Annotated in this window: 18 protein-coding genes; 1 reads left to right on the forward strand and 17 read right to left on the reverse strand. The window is 69.6% G+C overall.

Annotated features, from left to right (window positions below):
- Position 1 precedes the first annotated feature (1 nt).
- On the reverse strand, positions 2–784 hold the full coding sequence (locus ACO2RV_RS10170; protein WP_423292469.1) for a DUF4198 domain-containing protein: 783 nt from the start codon (positions 782–784) through the stop codon (positions 2–4).
- Positions 785–932: 148 nt separating this feature from the next.
- Here ACO2RV_RS10170 and nikR point away from each other — a divergent pair, with 148 nt between their 5' ends.
- Positions 933–1406: a nickel-responsive transcriptional regulator NikR gene (nikR, locus tag ACO2RV_RS10175; RefSeq protein ID WP_423292471.1), complete on the forward strand. Its 474-nt coding sequence runs from the start codon at positions 933–935 to the stop codon at positions 1404–1406.
- Positions 1407–1425: 19 nt separating this feature from the next.
- Here the strand turns inward: nikR and hypE are convergent, their stop codons facing one another.
- The 16 genes from hypE to hypF form a co-directional block, all read right to left on the reverse strand.
- Positions 1426–2478, reverse strand: a complete 1053-nt coding sequence (gene hypE, locus ACO2RV_RS10180; RefSeq protein ID WP_423292473.1) for a hydrogenase expression/formation protein HypE — start codon at positions 2476–2478, stop codon at positions 1426–1428.
- Positions 2475–3611: a hydrogenase formation protein HypD gene (gene hypD, locus ACO2RV_RS10185; protein ID WP_423292475.1), complete on the reverse strand. Its 1137-nt coding sequence runs from the start codon at positions 3609–3611 to the stop codon at positions 2475–2477. Before hypD ends, hypE begins: the two co-directional genes overlap by 4 nt.
- A gap of 16 nt (positions 3612–3627) precedes the next feature.
- Positions 3628–3939: a HypC/HybG/HupF family hydrogenase formation chaperone gene (gene hypC / locus ACO2RV_RS10190; protein ID WP_423292477.1), complete on the reverse strand. Its 312-nt coding sequence runs from the start codon at positions 3937–3939 to the stop codon at positions 3628–3630.
- Positions 3940–3949: 10 nt separating this feature from the next.
- On the reverse strand, positions 3950–5422 hold the full coding sequence (locus ACO2RV_RS10195; protein WP_423292479.1) for a sigma-54-dependent transcriptional regulator: 1473 nt from the start codon (positions 5420–5422) through the stop codon (positions 3950–3952).
- On the reverse strand, positions 5419–6384 hold the full coding sequence (gene hypB / locus ACO2RV_RS10200; RefSeq protein WP_423292481.1) for a hydrogenase nickel incorporation protein HypB: 966 nt from the start codon (positions 6382–6384) through the stop codon (positions 5419–5421). The genes ACO2RV_RS10195 and hypB overlap by 4 nt, the downstream gene beginning before the upstream one ends.
- Complete coding sequence (gene hypA / locus ACO2RV_RS10205) at positions 6384–6725, reverse strand: hydrogenase maturation nickel metallochaperone HypA (RefSeq protein ID WP_423292483.1); 342 nt, start codon at positions 6723–6725, stop codon at positions 6384–6386. Before hypA ends, hypB begins: the two co-directional genes overlap by 1 nt.
- Positions 6718–7704 (reverse strand): hypothetical protein, encoded by a 987-nt coding sequence (locus tag ACO2RV_RS10210; RefSeq protein WP_423292485.1) that lies wholly within the window; start codon positions 7702–7704, stop codon positions 6718–6720. The genes hypA and ACO2RV_RS10210 overlap by 8 nt, the downstream gene beginning before the upstream one ends.
- Positions 7701–8507 carry a [NiFe]-hydrogenase assembly chaperone HybE gene (gene hybE / locus ACO2RV_RS10215; protein ID WP_423292487.1) on the reverse strand — a complete coding sequence of 269 codons (807 nt, stop codon included), beginning with the start codon at positions 8505–8507 and terminating at the stop codon, positions 7701–7703. The genes ACO2RV_RS10210 and hybE overlap by 4 nt, the downstream gene beginning before the upstream one ends.
- Before the next feature lie 4 nt (positions 8508–8511).
- Positions 8512–9360 carry a hydrogenase expression/formation protein gene (locus ACO2RV_RS10220; protein ID WP_423292489.1) on the reverse strand — a complete coding sequence of 283 codons (849 nt, stop codon included), beginning with the start codon at positions 9358–9360 and terminating at the stop codon, positions 8512–8514.
- Between the two features lie 8 nt (positions 9361–9368).
- The gene (locus tag ACO2RV_RS10225; protein WP_423292491.1) at positions 9369–9800 is read right to left on the reverse strand and encodes a hydrogenase; all 432 of its coding nucleotides are present in this window, start codon (positions 9798–9800) and stop codon (positions 9369–9371) included.
- Positions 9797–10153, reverse strand: coding sequence for a HypC/HybG/HupF family hydrogenase formation chaperone (locus tag ACO2RV_RS10230; RefSeq protein WP_423292493.1), 357 nt, complete (start codon positions 10151–10153; stop codon positions 9797–9799). The genes ACO2RV_RS10225 and ACO2RV_RS10230 overlap by 4 nt, the downstream gene beginning before the upstream one ends.
- Before the next feature lie 5 nt (positions 10154–10158).
- On the reverse strand, positions 10159–10776 hold the full coding sequence (locus tag ACO2RV_RS10235) for a HyaD/HybD family hydrogenase maturation endopeptidase (protein ID WP_423292495.1): 618 nt from the start codon (positions 10774–10776) through the stop codon (positions 10159–10161).
- A gap of 295 nt (positions 10777–11071) precedes the next feature.
- Complete coding sequence (gene cybH, locus ACO2RV_RS10240; protein ID WP_423292497.1) at positions 11072–11827, reverse strand: Ni/Fe-hydrogenase, b-type cytochrome subunit; 756 nt, start codon at positions 11825–11827, stop codon at positions 11072–11074.
- 10 nt (positions 11828–11837) lie between these two features.
- The gene (locus ACO2RV_RS10245; protein WP_423292499.1) at positions 11838–13655 is read right to left on the reverse strand and encodes a nickel-dependent hydrogenase large subunit; all 1818 of its coding nucleotides are present in this window, start codon (positions 13653–13655) and stop codon (positions 11838–11840) included.
- Complete coding sequence (locus ACO2RV_RS10250; protein ID WP_423292501.1) at positions 13652–14776, reverse strand: hydrogenase small subunit; 1125 nt, start codon at positions 14774–14776, stop codon at positions 13652–13654. Before ACO2RV_RS10250 ends, ACO2RV_RS10245 begins: the two co-directional genes overlap by 4 nt.
- A gap of 175 nt (positions 14777–14951) precedes the next feature.
- Positions 14952–17252 (reverse strand): carbamoyltransferase HypF, encoded by a 2301-nt coding sequence (gene hypF / locus ACO2RV_RS10255; RefSeq protein WP_423292503.1) that lies wholly within the window; start codon positions 17250–17252, stop codon positions 14952–14954.
- Positions 17253–17258: the final 6 nt, after the last annotated feature.

A 17258-nucleotide genomic window follows, 5' to 3' on the forward strand; every position in this document is an offset into this window, starting at 1 on the left:
GCTATTTACCGCCCATGTCGGTGGCCTTCACCCAGATCAGCGCGCCATCCTCGACCGGCACCTGCTTGCCCTCGGGCGAGGTCATCGGTTTGTCGCCTTCCAGCAGCGCGGCGAAGCCCCACCAGCCGGCGCGCGGCATGGCATAGGTGAAGGTGCCGTTGGCGTCGGCCTTGAGGACCTGCGTCACGAAGGCGTCGTTCGGCGGCTTCACCGTGCCGTCATTGACGAACTCGACCTCCACTTCGGCGAAGGGTGCCGGCTTGCCGTCCTTCAGCACGACGCCGGAGAAGACGTTGCCGGTCCACAATCCGGTCGGCCGGGTGAGGGGCTGGATTTCCACCGGCAGGCCGACCAGATCGTCCCAACCTTCGCCCGAGGCATAGCCGTCGACGATCACCTTGGCGTAGTGGACGATGTATTTGCCCTCGGAAGGTTCCCAATAAGGCTGCGGCTCGACATAAAAGATCGCCGCGCCGGGCTCCTTCAGGTCGTAGGCGAAGGACCAGGCGGCCTTGCCGTCGACCGGGGTCTCGGTGAGCCGGTCCATCAGCTCGGTCGTCTTGCCGCCGACGCGTACGCCGACCCTCGCCGGCTTCTTCATCGCCATCACCGGCCCGCCTTCCATGGGATGGGTGAAGACGAGGTCGACCGTCACCTTGCCGCCCTCCGGCAGCACGTCGGCGGAGGGGATGATCTCCTGAAAATGCGCCAAAGCCGGCGCCGCCAGAACGATCCCCGCCAGGGCGGCGAAGGCGACACGACCGGCATGGGGGATCACGGGCATGCGGAACTCTTGTGTATGAATTAGTATTACAAAAATCATACTCAGAGACGAGGTCAGCCGGCAAGGGGCGGGATGCGTCGAATCCGAGAATTTCTTGAAGAAATCAACGTGATAACCTAGCTTCCAGTGCCACTGGCGGGGAGTTTCCATGCAGCGGATCACGATTGCCATCGACGACGATCTGGCGGCGGAACTCGATGCCCACATCGAGGCGAGCGGGGCGACGAGCCGCTCGGAAGCCATTCGCGATCTGGTGCGGCGCGGCCTGTCCACGCGGCCGGGCGGACCGGCGCTGGCCTCCTGTTTCGGCGTCGTCAGCTGCGCCATCGACCAGTCGGTGCGCAACCTCGCCGCGCGCGTGCCGCAGGGCCGGCTCGACCGGCACGACCAGACCGTCGCCGCCCTTTCCGTCCCCCTCGACCACTCGACATCGATCGATGTGACGGTGATGCGCGGCCGGGTCGGCGACATCAGCGCCTATGCGGAAGCGCTGTTTCTCGAACGCGGCGTGATGCACGGCGCGCTCAGCCTCATCCCGGTCGCCGAGGATAGCTCGCACCATGTGCACAACCAGGGCGCGCCGCACGAACACACGCATCTGCGGGTGAAAAGCGGGTTCTAGCGAGCCCCGCTGAGGCGCATCAGCAGATGCGCGGCAGCTGGTCGCCGACCAGCATGTCGACGATGCGCTCCCCGCCGAAGCGGGTCTCCATCACCACCCGTCCCGGCCGCGTTTCGACCACCCGGCCGATGGCCTGCGCCTCGCGGCCCAGCGGGTGCGCGCGCAGGGCGGCGAGCGCCGCCTCGGCCTGCTCCGGCGGGACGATGGCGACGAGCTTGCCCTCATTGGCGAGATAGAGCGGATCGAGCCCGAGGATCTCGCAGAAGCCGACGACCTCCGGTCGCACCGGCAGGTCCAGTTCGCGCAGCCGCACGCCGACGCCGCTCGCCTCCGCCAGTTCGTTGAGCACGGACGCCACGCCCCCGCGCGTGGCGTCGCGCAGGCTGCGGGTGCCTGGCGCGGCGTCGAGCAGTGCGCCGACGAGGCCGTGCAAGGGTGCGCAGTCGCTCTCAATGGCGCTTTCCAGCGCAAGGTCGCCGCGCGCGTCGAGAATGGCCGCGCCATGGTCGCCGAGGAGGCCGTTCACCAGCACGACATCGCCGGGCCGAGCCCGGCCGATGCCGATGTCCGCGCCGGCGCGCACCACGCCGATGCCGGTCGTGGTGATGAAGAGCTTGTCGCAGGCGCCACGCGCCACGACCTTGGTGTCGCCGGTGACGATCGGCACGCCGGCCGCCCGCGCGGTCGCCGCCATGGAGCCCGCCACGCGCCGCAGCGTCTCGACCGGCAATCCCTCCTCGACGATGATGGCGCAGGAGAGCGCCACCGGGCGGGCGCCGCCGACGGCGATATCGTTGATCGTGCCGCACACCGCCAGCTTGCCGATGTCGCCGCCGGGAAAGAACAGCGGGTCGACGACGAAACTGTCGGTGGTGAAGGCGAGCCGGTCGCCGACCGCCGCCAGCGCCGCCAGATCGAAGCGGGCCTGGTCCTCCAGCGGTGCATCGGAACCGGCGAAGGCGGCGATGAAGACCTCCTCGATCAGGTCGCGCATCGCGCTGCCGCCGCCGCCATGCGCAAGCGTGACGGTGGCGGGAAGCGCGCGGCGCGGCGGGCGCAGATGCGGGTTCATGCGGCACCTTCGAGGTGGGACTGGCGTATGCCGCCATATTGGTAATAGGCGGCGCAGGAGCCTTCGGAGGACACCATCAGCGCGCCGAGCGGGGTTTCCGGCGTGCAGGCGGTGCCGAACATCGGGCATCCCCAGGGCTTGAGCTTGCCGGTCAGCACCTCGCCGCAGCGGCAGGCTGCGGGATCGGCGACCTGAATCTCCGGCATGGCGAAGCGCCGCTCCGCGTCGAAGCGCGCATAGGGTTCGCGCAGGCGGACGCCGGAATGCGCGATGGAGCCGAGCCCGCGCCATTCGAAGGTCTCGCGCGGCTCATAGACCTCGGCGACCGCCGCCATCGCCGCCGGGTTGCCCGCATCCGGCACCACGCGCGCATACTGGTTCTCGATCGTCGCCACGCCGCTGTCGAGCTGGCGCAGCACCATGAGCAGCGATTGCAGCAGGTCGATCGGCTCGAAGCCGGAGACCACCATGGGCTTGCCGAACTCCTCGGCGATGAAGCGGTAGGGCTCGGTGCCGATCACCATCGACACATGGCCCGGCCCGATGAAGCCGTCTATGCCGAGATCCTGCGTCTCCAGCAGCGCCCGCAAGGTCGGGATGATGGTGATGTGGTTGCAGAAGATCGAGAAATTCCCCACGCCCTCACGGGCAGCGCGCTGTATGGTGAGCGCGGTCGAGGGCATGGTGGTCTCGAAGCCGAGGCCGAAGAACACCACCTCGCGGTCGGGGTTGCGGCACGCCAGCGCCAGCGCGTCGAGCGGGGAATAGACCGTGCGCACATCCGCCCCCTCGGCCTTGGCGGTGAGCAGGCTCTTGCGCGAGCCCGGCACGCGGATGGCGTCGCCGAAGGTGGCGAAGATCACCTCCGGCCGCTCGGCAATGGCGACGCAGTCGTCGACGCGCCCCATCGGCAGGACGCAGACCGGGCAGCCGGGGCCGTGCACGAACTCGATGATGTCCGGCAGCAGCCCTTCGAGCCCGTAGCGGAAAATGGCGTGCGTGTGCCCGCCGCAGACCTCCATGACCGCGAAGGGGCGGTCGCGCCCGCGCTCCATGCGGGCGGCGATGGTCTCGATCTCGCGGATCAGGAGGCGGGCGAGGGCGGGATCGCGGAATTCGTCGACGTAACGCATGGCGTGCCTCTCCCCTTCAGGACGCGGCCGGGATGACGGACGACGGCAAGTCGACGCTGCCGCTGCGGATGGCCTCGATCTCGGCCTCCGCCTCGCCGATCTCGGCGAGCACCTTCAGTGTTGCCGCCGCCTCTTCCTCGTCGATCAGGCTCATGGCGAAGCCGACATGCACCACCACCCACGCGCCGACGAGATCGGCGAGCGGGCGGCCGGGCGTGGCGACGCAGACGACATCGACGGCCCGGCGCACGCCGGAGACGTCGACCGTGGCCAGCATCGCGTCCTCGTCGACGATGGCGACGATGCGGCCGGGAATGCCGAGGCACATGGTTTCCTCCTCAATGGCTGCGCGCGAACGCATCGTCACGGGCGATGCCGTAGCGTTCGAGCTTGGCCCGCAGGCCGACACGGGACAGGCCGAGTTCTTCCGCCGCGCGGCTCTTGTTCCAGCGGCAGCGCACCAGCGTTTCCATCAGGATCAGCGCCTCCATCCGCTCGACCCGGTCCTTCAGCGGGCCGGTGTCGCGGATCGCCGTCTCGAACGGCATGGCCTTGGCGGAGGCGGCCGCCGCGCCGTGCACGACATGCGGCGACAGGAGGTCGGCGCCGAGATGCTCGCCGCCGGCGAGCACCAGCATGCGCGTCACTTCGTTCTGCAATTCGCGCACATTGCCGGGCCAGTCATAGGCCTCGATGCAGCCCAGCGCCTCGGCGGTGAAGCCCTTCACCCGCTTGCCATGGGTGGCGCAGAGATGGTCGAGCAGCCGCTGCGTCAGCGCGCGCAGGTCGCCGCGCCGCTCGCGCAGCGGCGGCAGGGTCAGTGTGAGCGCGGCGAGGCGATAATAGAGGTCCTCGCGGAAACGCCCCGTCTTCACCTCGGCGGCGAGGTCGCGGTGCGTGGCGGCGAGCACCCGCACATTGACCCGCTTCACATCGTTCGAGCCGACCGGGCGGATTTCTCCTTCCTGGAGGAAGCGCAGCAGCTTGACCTGGAAGGCGGGGGAGACGTCGCCGATCTCGTCGAGCAGCACCGTGCCGCCATCCGCCTGGTCGAGCAGGCCGATGCGGTTGGTGTGCGCGCCGGTGAAGGAGCCCTTCTTGTGGCCGAACAGTTCCGATTCCAGCAATTCGTCCGGGATCGCCCCGCAGTTCACCGCGAAGAACGGCCGCTCCGAGCGCAGGCTGGAATAGTGGATGGCGCGCGACAGCAGTTCCTTGCCGGTGCCGGTCTCGCCGAGAATGAGCACCGGAATGTCGAAAGCGGCCACCTGTGCCGCCGAGCGGCAGACCTCGTTGAGCGGGCTGTCGGGCGCGCGCACCAGCGCGTCGAAATGGAAATTCGCCAGCACCTTCTCGTGCCGCTCGACCACGCGGGCCTGCGCCGCCGGCGCCGCCAGCTTCAGTTCGAGCGACAGGCGGTCATAGTCGCGCTGGAGCTGGTAGAGCCGTGTCGCCCCCTGCGCCGCCAGCATGAGCTGGTCGGGGTGCCACGGCTTGGTGATGAACTGGTGGATGCCGGCTTCGTTGATCGCGCCGATCATGTCGGAGGGGTCGGTGTAGCCGGTGACGATGATGCGCACGATGTCCGGCCAGCGCCCCCGCACCTCGGTGAGCAGGTCGACGCCGGAGCGCTCGACCATGCGCTGGTCGCAGAAGATCGCCTGGATCCACTCGTTTTCGAGGATCGTCAGCGCCTCGGCCGCGCCCAATGCGGTGTGCACGTCGAAATCCTCGCCGAGCACGCGGGCGATCACCTCGACCGAACGCGGCTCGTCGTCGACGACGAGGATGGCGGCGCGCGTCGCGGTCACGGTGTCGCCTCCGCGCGCTCGGCCCAGACCTGCCCGGCGCTGGCGCGCAGGGCCTGCGCCCGCTTCTCCGCTTCCGCCGCCAGCGTGCCGAGGAGATGGCGCCGTTCCTCGACGAGCCAGTCGAGCCAGGCCGCGAGGCCGGGTACGCCACGGCTCGAACAGTGCAGGATCGAGGCTGTCGGGTTGACCCGGGCGATGTTGCGCTCGATCGCCGCCATGTCGACGTCGAGATGCGGCAGCAGGTCGACCTTGGTGAGCAGCACGAGATCGGCGGTCTCGAAGATGTTGGGGTATTTGAGCGGCTTGTCCTCGCCTTCCGTCACCGACAGCAAGGTCACCCGCCGCGTCTCGCCGAGGTCGAAGGCGGCCGGACAGACGAGGTTGCCGACATTCTCGACGAACAGCAGCCCGCCTGGCGGCAGCGGCAGCTGGTCGAGCGCATGGCCGACCATGTGGGCGTCGAGGTGGCAGCCCTTGCCGGTGTTGATCTGCACCGCCGGCGTGCCGGTGGCGCGGATCCGCTCGGCGTCGTTCTGGGTCTGCTGGTCGCCCTCGATCACCGCCGCCGGAACGCCCTTGCCGAGCGCCTTCAGCGTTTCCACCAGCAGCGTCGTCTTGCCGGCGCCGGGACCGGCCAGCAGGTTGATGGCGAAGACGCCGTCGCCACCGAGGCGGGCGCGGTTGCGCGCGGCATAGGCGTCGTTCTTGGCGAGGATGCGGTCTTCCAGCTCCACCAAGCGCTGCTCGCTGGCCTCCTGCGCAGCATGCGCGTGGTCATGCGGGTGACGGTGCGCGTGCCCGTGCTCTTCGTGGGCATGCCCGTGGGAGTGGCCGTGATGATCATGGTCATCATGATCATGATCGTGGGAATGGTGGTGATGGCCGTTGCCATTGGCGCGCGGGGCGCCATGGGCATCGGAGATCGAGACCTCGTCGGGTCCGCAGCCGCACGTGACGCACATCACACCACCTCCAGATCCTTGATGCGCAAATCCGTTCCACCGTTCGGGCGCAGCCGCCCGCCGCCGCAATGCGGGCAGGGGGCGAGGCGGTCCGGCAAGGAAACCGTGGTCGAACAGTCGAAGCACCAGGCCGTGCCGGGTTCCTCCAGCACGACGAGGTCCGCGTTCTCGGCGAGCGAGCCGCGCATCACCACGTCGAAGCCGAAGCGCAGCGCCTCGACCTCGACGCCGGCGAACTGCCCGACGCTGAGCCGCACCCGCGTCACCCGCGCGAAACCATGGTCGCGGGCGGCGTCGCGCAGGGAATCGAGCAAGCTCTCGCAGATCGCCATCTCATGCATGCGCGCGCTCCTCCCGCCGGCCGACATGAAGGCGCACCGGCACGCAGGGATTGACGGCGGCAACCGCGATCCGCGCCAGAAGCGGCGTATCGTCATTGGCCGGCAAGGCGGCGAGCATACGCGCCAGCAGGCCGTCAGGTGCAAGATTCCACGCGCTGGGCGCGAGCACCCGGTAATCGGTGACGATGCCGCCCGCCACGCTCGCGCGATGGGCCAGCAGGCCGCGTGCCGCGCAGGCGAGGCCGATGCCCGGCGGGGGATTCCCGCGCGGAGCCGGCTGGGGATCTCCGGCGAGGCCGGCGAGAAGGTCGAGCAGGCGCGCCAGCAGCCGTACGAACAGGCTCATTCCCTCGCGGGGCAGAAGGGCACGAATGAGCGGCGCCGAGCGGCAGTCGTCCGCCGCCGTCGTCTCGCGCGCGTCATGGGGGAACTCGTCCTCCAGCGCCGCGACGAGGTCCGCCATATCCGGCCGGCCGAGTTCCACCCGGCCGCAATCGGGAGACGCCGCCTCCCGCAGCCGGCGCATCAGCCGTGCGGTCGGGCTCGCCCCGCGCCCGAGCCACTTCTCCAGCTCGGCGGGGGTTGCCTGCGCCAGCTCGTCGCCGGCGACATCGTCACCCAGTACATGGCGCCGCAGGGCGAGGCGATCCGCTGCCCCGCCCGCGAACCGCCGTAGCGCCGCCCGGTCCGGCTCGCCGCCGAACAGCGCCGGCCAGTCGGCGAACACCGCGACGGCGTGGTCGCGCAGGCGCTCGTCCCGGCCGTCCCGCGAGGGCTCCGGCAGGCCGAGCGCGGCGGCGGCCGCCACCGCATGCGCCCCGCCGCACAGATTATAGACGCGGGGAAGCAGCACCGCCGCCTCCTCCGGGGAGCGCCCGATCACGCAGCGCGCGACATCCGGCCCGGAAACGCGGGCAAAGCGCCAGCGCGTGTCCCGTCCGGTCGCGTCGAAGGCGATGTCGAGCGCGGCGAGGCTCATGCGCGCGGGCCTCCCGCGTCGCCGGCGCCACCGCCGAAGATCAGCGCCCGCCGGCTCGGCTCGGCCCGCCGCGTGCCGCCCGCTGTCGGCTCGGGGCCCTTGGCGGCGGGTTCGTCCTCGTCGTCGCGCAAGGCCGGGTCGAACAGCGCGGCCAGCGCGGCGCGCGCCGTCTCTTCCGCCTGCAGCATGGAGGTGAATTCGAACATGGGCGAGAACAGCGAGCAGGCTCTGTAGGGCCCGGTCTCGGGGCGGTTGGCGGCGATGAACTCGTAAGCCCCCGAGGGGAAGTCGAGCAGCGTGCGGGAGCCCACCGTCAGGCGGCTCCAGTCGTCCTCGGGTCCCGGAATGAGCACGATGTTCATGAACCACGGCGTGACCAGCACGCCGACCACCCGTCCCTCATGCGGCCGGAAGCCGATGGCGCGCACGTCGAGCGTCTCGTTGACGATCGGCATGCCGCGCATCTGCCCGACATGCACCTCGCGGAACGCGGCCTCGAAGCGCTGCGCCGCCGCGGCGGCGAGGCCTGGCAGCGGGTCGACCGGCGCGGCCGGGGAGGGCGCCGCAAAGCCCGTCCCCCCGCTGGTATCGATGACCATGAACTGGTCGCGCGCCCCGTCGCAGCGCGGGCAGCGCCAGTGATCGGGCAGATGGGCGAAGGGCGTGCCGGCCGGCACCTGCCAGTACTCGCAGCCCTCGGCAGGATCGTAGACGTGCCAGCAGATCTTGCATTCCAGCACCGCGTTCGGCGGCAGCCGGGCGACGTCGCCGAGAAATGAGCCTTCGAAGCGCGGAGCCGCCATCGCCCTAGCCCACCGTTTCAAGGATATCGACGAGGCGCGCGGCGGAATCGGCGAGGTCCTCCGGCGCGGCGCAGGCCACCGCCGGTATGTCGACGATCTCGATCGTGTCGAGGATCAGCGCGTCGCTGGAATTGAAGTAGCGCACCCGCCAGACATCGCGCAGCGCCGTCGCGTCGATGCGGCAATTGCCGTAGCCGCGCGAGAGGATGACCACGCCGCCTTGCCCGAGCCGCGCCTCGAGCGCGGCGATGTCCTCCGGCGTCACCGGCAGCAGCGTCAGGTTGATGACGTGCGGCAGGTCGCCGGTGCGGCGCTCGCGGCTCTTGTGCAGGATCTCGGCGAGGAGGGCCGGTGCGTTCACCACGCCCGGCAGGCGGGCGGCGCCGTCGACATCGACCGACCACTCGCGTGGAAAGGCGCGCAGCAGCGCCCCGCGCGGGAAGGCGGCGATTTCGATGCGCTCGCGGGCGGACGTGCCGGCCCCGCCGCGCACCCGCCACACCCCGGCGAGTGTCGCTTCCTGGATCTCGATCCGCCCGGCGGGGGTCTCGACCAGAACCGATACCTCGCCCTCGCCCAGCGTCTCGTTGACGAGGGCCTGGGCATCCGCTTCCAGCCCATCGAGCGCGAGCACGGTGGTCTCGCCGGGCTGCGCGTGGGCGAGCGCCTGCTCGATCGCCGTGAGGAACGCGATCGCCGGCCCGGCGCGCTCCGCGTCCTCGATCTCCGGCAGGTGCGCCTCATAGGTGCGCATGCCCGACGGCATCGACATGTAGGCGAGGCCGTCCTCGCCGTCCGGCTGGCTGCCGGGGCCGTAGCCGAGCGGAGGAACGGTGGCGTAGGGCAGAGCCATGGCAGACCTCACGAAAGCGCGGTGGAAAGCGGGGCGGCGGGCAGCGATCCCTCGCGCGCCGCCGTGACCAGCGGGGCGAGGCGGTCGAGGAATTCGTCCCAGTCGCGCATGCGCGACAGCGAGCCGACGGGCGCGCCATCGCGCAGCACGACGATGGCCGGCAGGGCGATGCCGCCGAGCGTCTCGCGCATCTGCCGCTCGCAGGTCGGGCCGGCGACGGCGCCGCCATCCGTGCCGAGCGCGGCGACGAGTTCGGGCAGCACGACGGCGATGTCCGGCGTCTCGACATGGCCGCGGCCATGGGCGGGAAGGAACAGCAGCCGCACGCCGGCCGGCCCCTCGCCGGTCGCCTCGCCGTCGAGCCAGGGATAGTTCTGTACCTCGACGAGGCGGGCGACCAGGGGATGCAGCGCGTCGGCGGCGGGGCGGGCGAGGGTCACGGCGTGGTTTCCTCCGGGTCGGAAGCGCGGCGGGCGGCGGAACGGGCGGCGAATTCGGCGGCGAGGTGCGGCGGCAATGTCGGCTCGCGCCCCGCGAGATCGGCGAAGGCGGCGTCGATGGAGGTGGCGTCGCCGCGCATCACCGCTTCTACGGCGGTGAGCGCCTGCGCGATCTGCTCCGCCTCCGCGGCGTCGAGCAGGCGACGCCCGGCACCGAGGAAGACCAGCACATGATCGCCGGGACGGGCCTCGGGCAGCAGCGCCAGGTCGACGTCGTGCAGCGCATCGCCATGGCGGCAGCGCCCGTTCCAGCCGTCGATCGTCTCGATGCGCATGGGAAGGCCGAGACACATGGCGGTCACCCGCGCGGCCGGCCGGCGAGCACCCGCGCGTCACCGACGCGGCAGGCGGCCTCGGCGCTGGGGCGTCCGGTCTCGTAGTCCTCGCGCGAAATGGCGGGGGCGGTGAAATGCTCGCGCGAGCGGCGCGGCGCGGGGACGACGGAGAACTCCTCGGCGAGAAGACGCAGCACGGTGGCGAGCGCCGGCTCGACCTGCGCCGCCACGGCCGGGGTGAGCCCCCCGCCATAATCGTCGAGCCGCTCCGGCTGCACGCCGACGAGAAGCAGCCGGCGCGGCGCGCGCTCGCGCAGGCGCAGCAGGGCGAGGATCTCCTGGAAGCCGGTCTGGTGCAGGCTCACCTTGTGGGCGCCGAGCACCGCCGGCACCTCGTCGTCCCGAAGCAGCTTCAGCGTCGCCGGCGGCAGGCCGTAGTCGATGGCGTCGACGATGATCACGCCGGCCGCGTCTTCGAGATAGGGCAGCAGATAGAGGCCCTGCGTGCCGCCATCCAGCACCGACACATGTTCGGGAAGCTCAAAACGTTCGTCGAGCGCCTCGATCACGCGGACGCCGAACCCTTCGTCGGCCCACAAGATGTTGCCGATGCCGAGGACAAGAATGCGTTCGTCGTCCATGGGCCGACGCCTCCCGAGCGTGTTTCCTTGAAGTCCCTATGCGCGAACGGTCTGTGCCGTTCTTTCTAATGCTTCTTAATTCAATCTCCGTGCCAAGGCTGCGAGTGCTATCCAACTCATTGGTAATACGTATGAAAACAAGGATGATGCGTCAGGGCTGAATTTCCTTCTGGAAAGATAATTTCCAGTTTCTCGGAAAATTGGAAGGTACAAATCCATCAAAAAAGGGCGCGGCCGAAGCCGCGCCCATATCACCGTGCCCCCGCACGGCTGCCGCCTGAAGCCGGAAGGAGGCTCAGGCAGGATCGTCGTCTCGGAAGCTGCGGTATCCGTTGGTGATGGCGGAAACCATGGACTGCCGGGACATGATGTCCTCGCGGATCACCGAATAGACGTGGATGAGCACGAACACGATGATCACCCACATGCCGAGGTGATGCAGGGCGTGCACCGCCAGGCTGCCGCCGAGCAGCGGGATGATCCAGCCGAACAGCGTGTCCTGCCAGGAGCCCATGCCCGTGCCCTCGGAATAGAGGGCGAAGCCCGTGCCGATCATGAAGATGGAGCCCACCACCATCACCCAGAACAGGAACAGCTGGGCGAGCGGGTTGTGGCCGACGAACTTCAACGGCCGCGGCTTCAGGAACATGTACCACTGCACCTCGACGAACAGCCCGCGCCAGAAGCTCTTGCGCCAGAACGGGAAGGTGAAGAGCTCGCGCGAATAGCGATTGCCGAAGAAGGCCCAGGCGATCCGCCCCAGGAAACCCACGGCGAAGATGTAGCCTGCCGCGAAGTGCAGGAAGCGGATGGTGCCCATGAGGTAATGCGCGCTCGGCTCGCCGGAGAGCGTGGGCAAGGGCGAGCCGATCAGATAGCCGGTGATGCACAGCACCACGATGGACAGCGCGTTCACCCAGTGCCACAGGCGCACCGGCGCCTCATAGACATAGAGCGTGGTCAGCTTGCGCCCGGCCCCGTCGCGTTCCACCGGAACAGCCGGGGCGGGCGGAGGGGCCGTGCCGCCGAGGGTGGGGGAGATGTCGCTCATCGCCACCTCCCTAGCGCACCGTCACCCGCGCCATCTCTTCCCCGTCGGGCGAGATGACATGGGTGGAACAGGCGAGGCACGGATCGAAGGAGTGGAGCGTGCGCAGGATCTCCACCGGCTCCTCCGGGCGCTCCATCGGCGTGTTCATCAGCGAGGCCTCGAACGCGCCGATATTGCCCTTGGGATCGCGCGGGCCGCCGTTCCAGGTGGTGGGCACCACGCACTGGTAGTTCTCGATCCGGCCGTCCTTGATCTTGATCCAGTGGCCGAGGCCGCCGCGCGGCGCCGCCACCGTGCCGACGCCCTTGGCTTCCTTCGGCCAGGTGGCGGGGTCCCATTTCTCGACATTGGCGGTGGAGCTGTCGCCGGCCTTGATGTTGGCGATCAGGTTGTCGAAGTCGTCCAGCATCATCTGGGCGCAGTAATGCGCCTCCAGCGCACGGGCGAGCGTGCGGCCGATGGTGGTCGGCAGCGCCTGCTTGGCGGTGAGGCTGGTGCCGGCGAGCGCGTTGAAGCGGCCGAGCGAGTCGTCGACCTGGCCCTTCACGTAGTCGACACCATGCGCATAGGCGAGGATGTAGCGCGCCAGCGGGCCCACCTCGACCGCGTTGCCCTTCCAGCGCGGCGCCTTGATCCAGGAGTATTTGGCGTTCTCGTCGATCTGCTGGATGTCGGTGCGGGTGCCCTTGGCGTCGGGGCCGAGCTTGTATTGCGGCTCGGTGACGCCGTCCCAGGGATGCAGGCCCTTGTCGGCATTGCCGTCGCCATAAGTGTACCAGGAATGGGCGACGAATTCCTGCACCTGGGCGGGATCGCGGGTGTCGATCGGGTGCACTTCATCCCAGTTGCCGTTGAGGATGACGCCGCCCGGCAGGCGGTCGGTGCTCTTCTTGCCCTGGATCGCCTCGTAGTCGCCATAGTCCATGACGTTCTGCCCCGAAAGGCCGCCGCCATAGAGCCAGCCCTTGTAGAAGGAGGCGATGGCGATCACGTCCGGCACATAGACGTTCTTGGAGAACTCGAACGCCTCCTGGAGCTTCAGCTTCACGAAGTTGAGGCGCTCCATGTTGAGCGGGGCGCCGGCGGCCATGTCGCCGTCCATGTTGATGGCGCAGGGCACGCCGCCGACCATGTAGTTCGGGTGCGGGTTCTTGCCGCCGAAGATGGTGTGGACCTTGACGATCTCCTTCTGGAAGTCGAGGGCTTCCAGATAGTGCGTCACCGCCATCAGGTCGGCTTCGGGCGGCAGCTTGTAGGCCGGGTTGTCCCAGTAGCCGTTCTTGAAGATGCCGAGCTGGCCGCTCTCGACGAATTTCTTCAGCCGGTTCTGCACGTCGCGGAAATAGCCGGGGCTGGAATTGGGGTGGTCCGGCCCGACCATCTGCTGGAGCTGCGAGGTCGCCTTGGGGTCGGCCTTCAGCGCATTGACCGGGTTGACCCAGTCGAGCGCGTGCAGGTGGTAGAAATGCACGACATGGTCGTGCCATTGCAGCACCTTGGCCATGATCTCGCGGATCAGGAAGGCGTTGTTCGGGATCTTGATCTGCAGCGCGTCCTCGACGGCGCGCACCGAGGTGAGCGCGTGGCAGCCGGTGCACACGCCGCAGATGCGCTCGACGAAGGCCCAGGCGTCGCGCGGGTCGCGGCCCTTGAGGATCACTTCGAGCCCGCGCCACATGGTGCCGGTGGAGACGGCATTGCGGATGATGTTGTTGGAATCGACGTTCACCTCGCAGCGCATATGGCCTTCGATGCGGGTGACCGGATCGACGACGATGCGCTTGCCGGAGGTGTCGAGCGTGAAGCCGTTCGGCGTCTGGATGGTCATGCCGCCTCTCCCTTGTTCCCGTGATCGGCGGCGGTGTTCTGTTGATCGCCGTCCTTGTGGCGGGCGCGCTTGAGCGCGCTCACCGCGGCGTGCAGCGCGATGCCGCCGCCGACGACGCCGGCCGCGGCCAGGCCGACGCGGTCGGCATTGGCCTCGATGCCGAAGCCGACGCCCTTGAGGTCGGTGAGGCGGGCATACCAGGAGCCCTTGTCCCAGAAACCGTCTTCCGAGCAGCCGATGCAGCCATGGCCGGACTGGATCGGGAAGGAGACGCCGTCATTCCAGCGGGTGGTCGAGCAGGCATTGTAGGTGGTCGGGCCCTTGCAGCCGACTTTGTAGAGGCAGTAGCCCTTGCGCGCGCCCTCGTCGTCGAAGGCCTCGACATACTGGCCGGCGTCGAAATGCGGCCGGCGGTAGCATTTGTCGTGGATGCGCTGGGAATAGAACATCTTCGGGCGCCCCTGCCGGTCGAGCTCGGGCAGGCGGTCGAAGGTGAGCATGTAGGTGATGACGCCGGTCATCACCTCGGCGATGGGCGGGCAGCCCGGCACCTTGATGATCGGCTTGTCGAGGATGACCTCGTGCACCGGGGTGGCGCGGGTCGGGTTCGGGCGCGCCGCCTGCACGCAGCCATGCGAGGCGCAGGAGCCCCAGGAGATCACCGCCTTGGCGTCCTTGGCGACCTTCTTGAGCTGGTCCACGAAGGGCTTGCCGCCGATGATGCAGTACATGCCATCCTCGTTCAGCGGCGGGTTGCCCTCCACGGCGAGGATGTAGTTGCCCTTGTACTTCTCCATCACCTCATCGAGGATCGCCTCGGCCTGATGGCCGGCGGACGCCATAAGGGTGTCGTCGTAGTCCAGCGAGATCATCGACAGAACGACGTCCTTCACCAGCGGATGCGCCGAGCGGATGAAGCTCTCCGAGCAGCAGGTGCATTCCAGCCCGTGCAGCCACAGCACCGGGGTGCGCGGCTTGGTTTCCATCGCATGGGCGATCTCGGGCGCGAATTCCGGCCCCAGCCCCAGCGCGGCGGCGGTGAGCGAACAATATTTCAGGAACGAGCGACGGGTGATGCCCTGGCGTCGCATCACCTCGTAGAATGTCTCAAGCCCGGCCATGCGGCGGATCCTCCCGATAGCTTGCCTCGGCGCACGTCGAGGCGCACCGTCGGGTAGGACGTGAGCAATGGCCGTGCCAGAGCTGGAATTCTTCTGATTTCAAGGGGTTGGCGTTTTCGCCGGGTTGGCGGCGCGGAAGCCGGAAGACCGCTTTCCGCACCGACCGGAAAGCGGCTTACCGCTGCATCAGCCGTGCCGCCGCCACTGCCGCCTGACCGAAGGCGAGCCCGCCATCATTGGCCGGCACCTCGGCGGGAACGAGCAGCGCCAGCCCGGAAGGCGCGAGGCGCGCGACGAGATGTCCGAGCAGCACGGCGTTCTGCATCACTCCGCCGGAGAGGGCGATGGCGCCCGCGCCTTGTTCCGCTGCTGCCGTCAGCGCGGCCCGTGCAAACACCCGCGCCACGCCGGCGTGGAAGCGCGCGGCGATGGCGGCCGGGGGCTGACCTGCCCGCAGGTCGGCCACCGCCGCGCGCCACATCGGCGCCGGGTCGATCTCGGCGAGGCCCTGTCGGGCGACCACGTCGAAGGCGTAGACGCCTTCCGCCGGCGGCGCGCCCGCCGCAAGCGCTTCCAGCGCCAGCGCCGCCTCGCCCTCGAAACTCAGGCGGTGCGGGGCGAGGCCGAGCAGCGCGGCCATGGCGTCGAACAGCCGGCCGGCGGAACTTGCCGGCGGCGCGTTGATGCCGCGCGCGATCATCGCCCGCACGGTCGCGGCCGGCAGTCCGTCGAAAAGTCCCGTCGGCACGTCCTCCGGCGGCAGCGCCGCATCGAGATGGGCGAGCAGCACGCGCCAGGGCTCGCGGCTCGCCACGTCGCCGCCGGCCAGCGCAATGGGTGTCAGCCGCGCCAGCCGGCGGCTCTGCGTGTAGTCGCACAGCAGGATTTCCGCGCCCCAGGCGGTGCCGTCCTCGCCGAGGCCGAGCCCGTCCAGCGCGAGGCCGATCACCGGCCCGGCATCGACCGTCCAGCCGTGCTCCGCCATGGCGGCGGCGATATGGGCGTGGTGATGCTGCACGCCGATCAGTGGCAGCCCGCGCGCCGCCGCCAGCGCAGCGCCGAGCCGGCTGGCGCGGTAATCCGGGTGGAGGTCGACGGCGATCGCCGCCGGCCGGTGGTCGAACAGCGCCGTATAGTCGGCGATGGCTGTCTCGAAGGCGTCCTGCGTCGCCAGTTCGTCGAGATCGCCGAGGTGGTGGGAGAGCAGCGCCCGGCCGGCGGTGGAGAGGCAGATGGCGCTTTTCAGTTCCCCGCCGAGCGCGAGCACCGCCGGTGCCGGCGCGAAGCCCGGCGGCAGCGCGCGCGGTGCCGGCGCGAGACCACGCCCGCGCCGCATCACCCGCACCGCCCCGGCGGCGAGCCGCGCCACGCTGTCGTCGAGCCGCCGGGCGATGGGCCGGTCGTGCGTGAGCACGCCGTCTATGATGCCGGCGAGCCCTTCGCGCACCTCCGCGTCGCGGTAGATCTGCGGCTCGCCGGAGCGGTTGGCGCTGGTCAGCACCAGCGGCCGGCCGACCGCCTCCATCAGGAGATGATGCAGCGGCGTGTAGGGCAGCATCACGCCGAGCCGCGCATTTCCCGGTGCCAGTGAGGGCGCCAGCATCGCACCCTCGTGCCGGCGCAGCAGCAGTATGGGCGCGGAAGGCCGACACAGCGCCTCCCATTCCGCCGGCTCCATCGCGCAGAGCTCTTCCAGCATGGCGCGGTCGCGCACCATCAGCGCCAGAGGCTTGGTCGGGCGGTGCTTGCGCCGCCGCAGCTCGGCGACCGCCGTCTCATTGGTCGCATCGCAGGCGATGTGGAAACCGCCGATCCCCTTGATGGCGAGGATCGCGCCGGCCTTCAGCCGTTCCGCCGCCTCGGCAAGCGGATCGCCCGAAGCCGGTGTTCCGCCGATCTCCAGCGTCAGGCGCGGCCCGCAGGCGGGGCAGGCGATGGGCTGGGCATGGAAGCGCCGGTCTGCCGGGTCCTCGTACTCGCCTTGGCAGTCGGGACAGAGGCGAAAGCCGCGCATGGTGGTGGTCGCGCGGTCATAGGGCAGGCCCTCGACGATGGAGAAGCGCGGCCCGCAATCGGTACAGTTGGTGAAGGCGTAGCGGTGGCGCCGGGCGGCCGGGTCGCGGATCTCGGTGCGGCAGGCCGGGCAGGTGGCAATGTCAGGCACCACGCCGGCCGAGACCGTGCCGGGCGCGCTGGCCGCGATGGCGAAGCCCTCGCCGTGAAACGCCGGCAAAGGCGCGCGCTCCACCGCTTCGACGCGGGCGAGCGGTGGGGCCTCCTCCGTCAGCGCGGCGGCGAAGGCGCCGAGCACCTCGGGCGGCGCGGCGGCGCGGATCAATACGGCATCGCCGACATTGGACACGTCGCCCTCAATGCCGAGGCGGCGGGCGAGCCGCCACACGAAGGGGCGGAAGCCGACGCCCTGCACCAGCCCGCGCACCACGATCCGCTCGGCCTTGGCGCCGTTTTCTTGCATGGCCGC

The sequence above is a fragment of the Ancylobacter sp. VNQ12 genome, from assembly GCF_049445835.1.
Classification (GTDB): domain Bacteria; phylum Pseudomonadota; class Alphaproteobacteria; order Rhizobiales; family Xanthobacteraceae; genus Ancylobacter.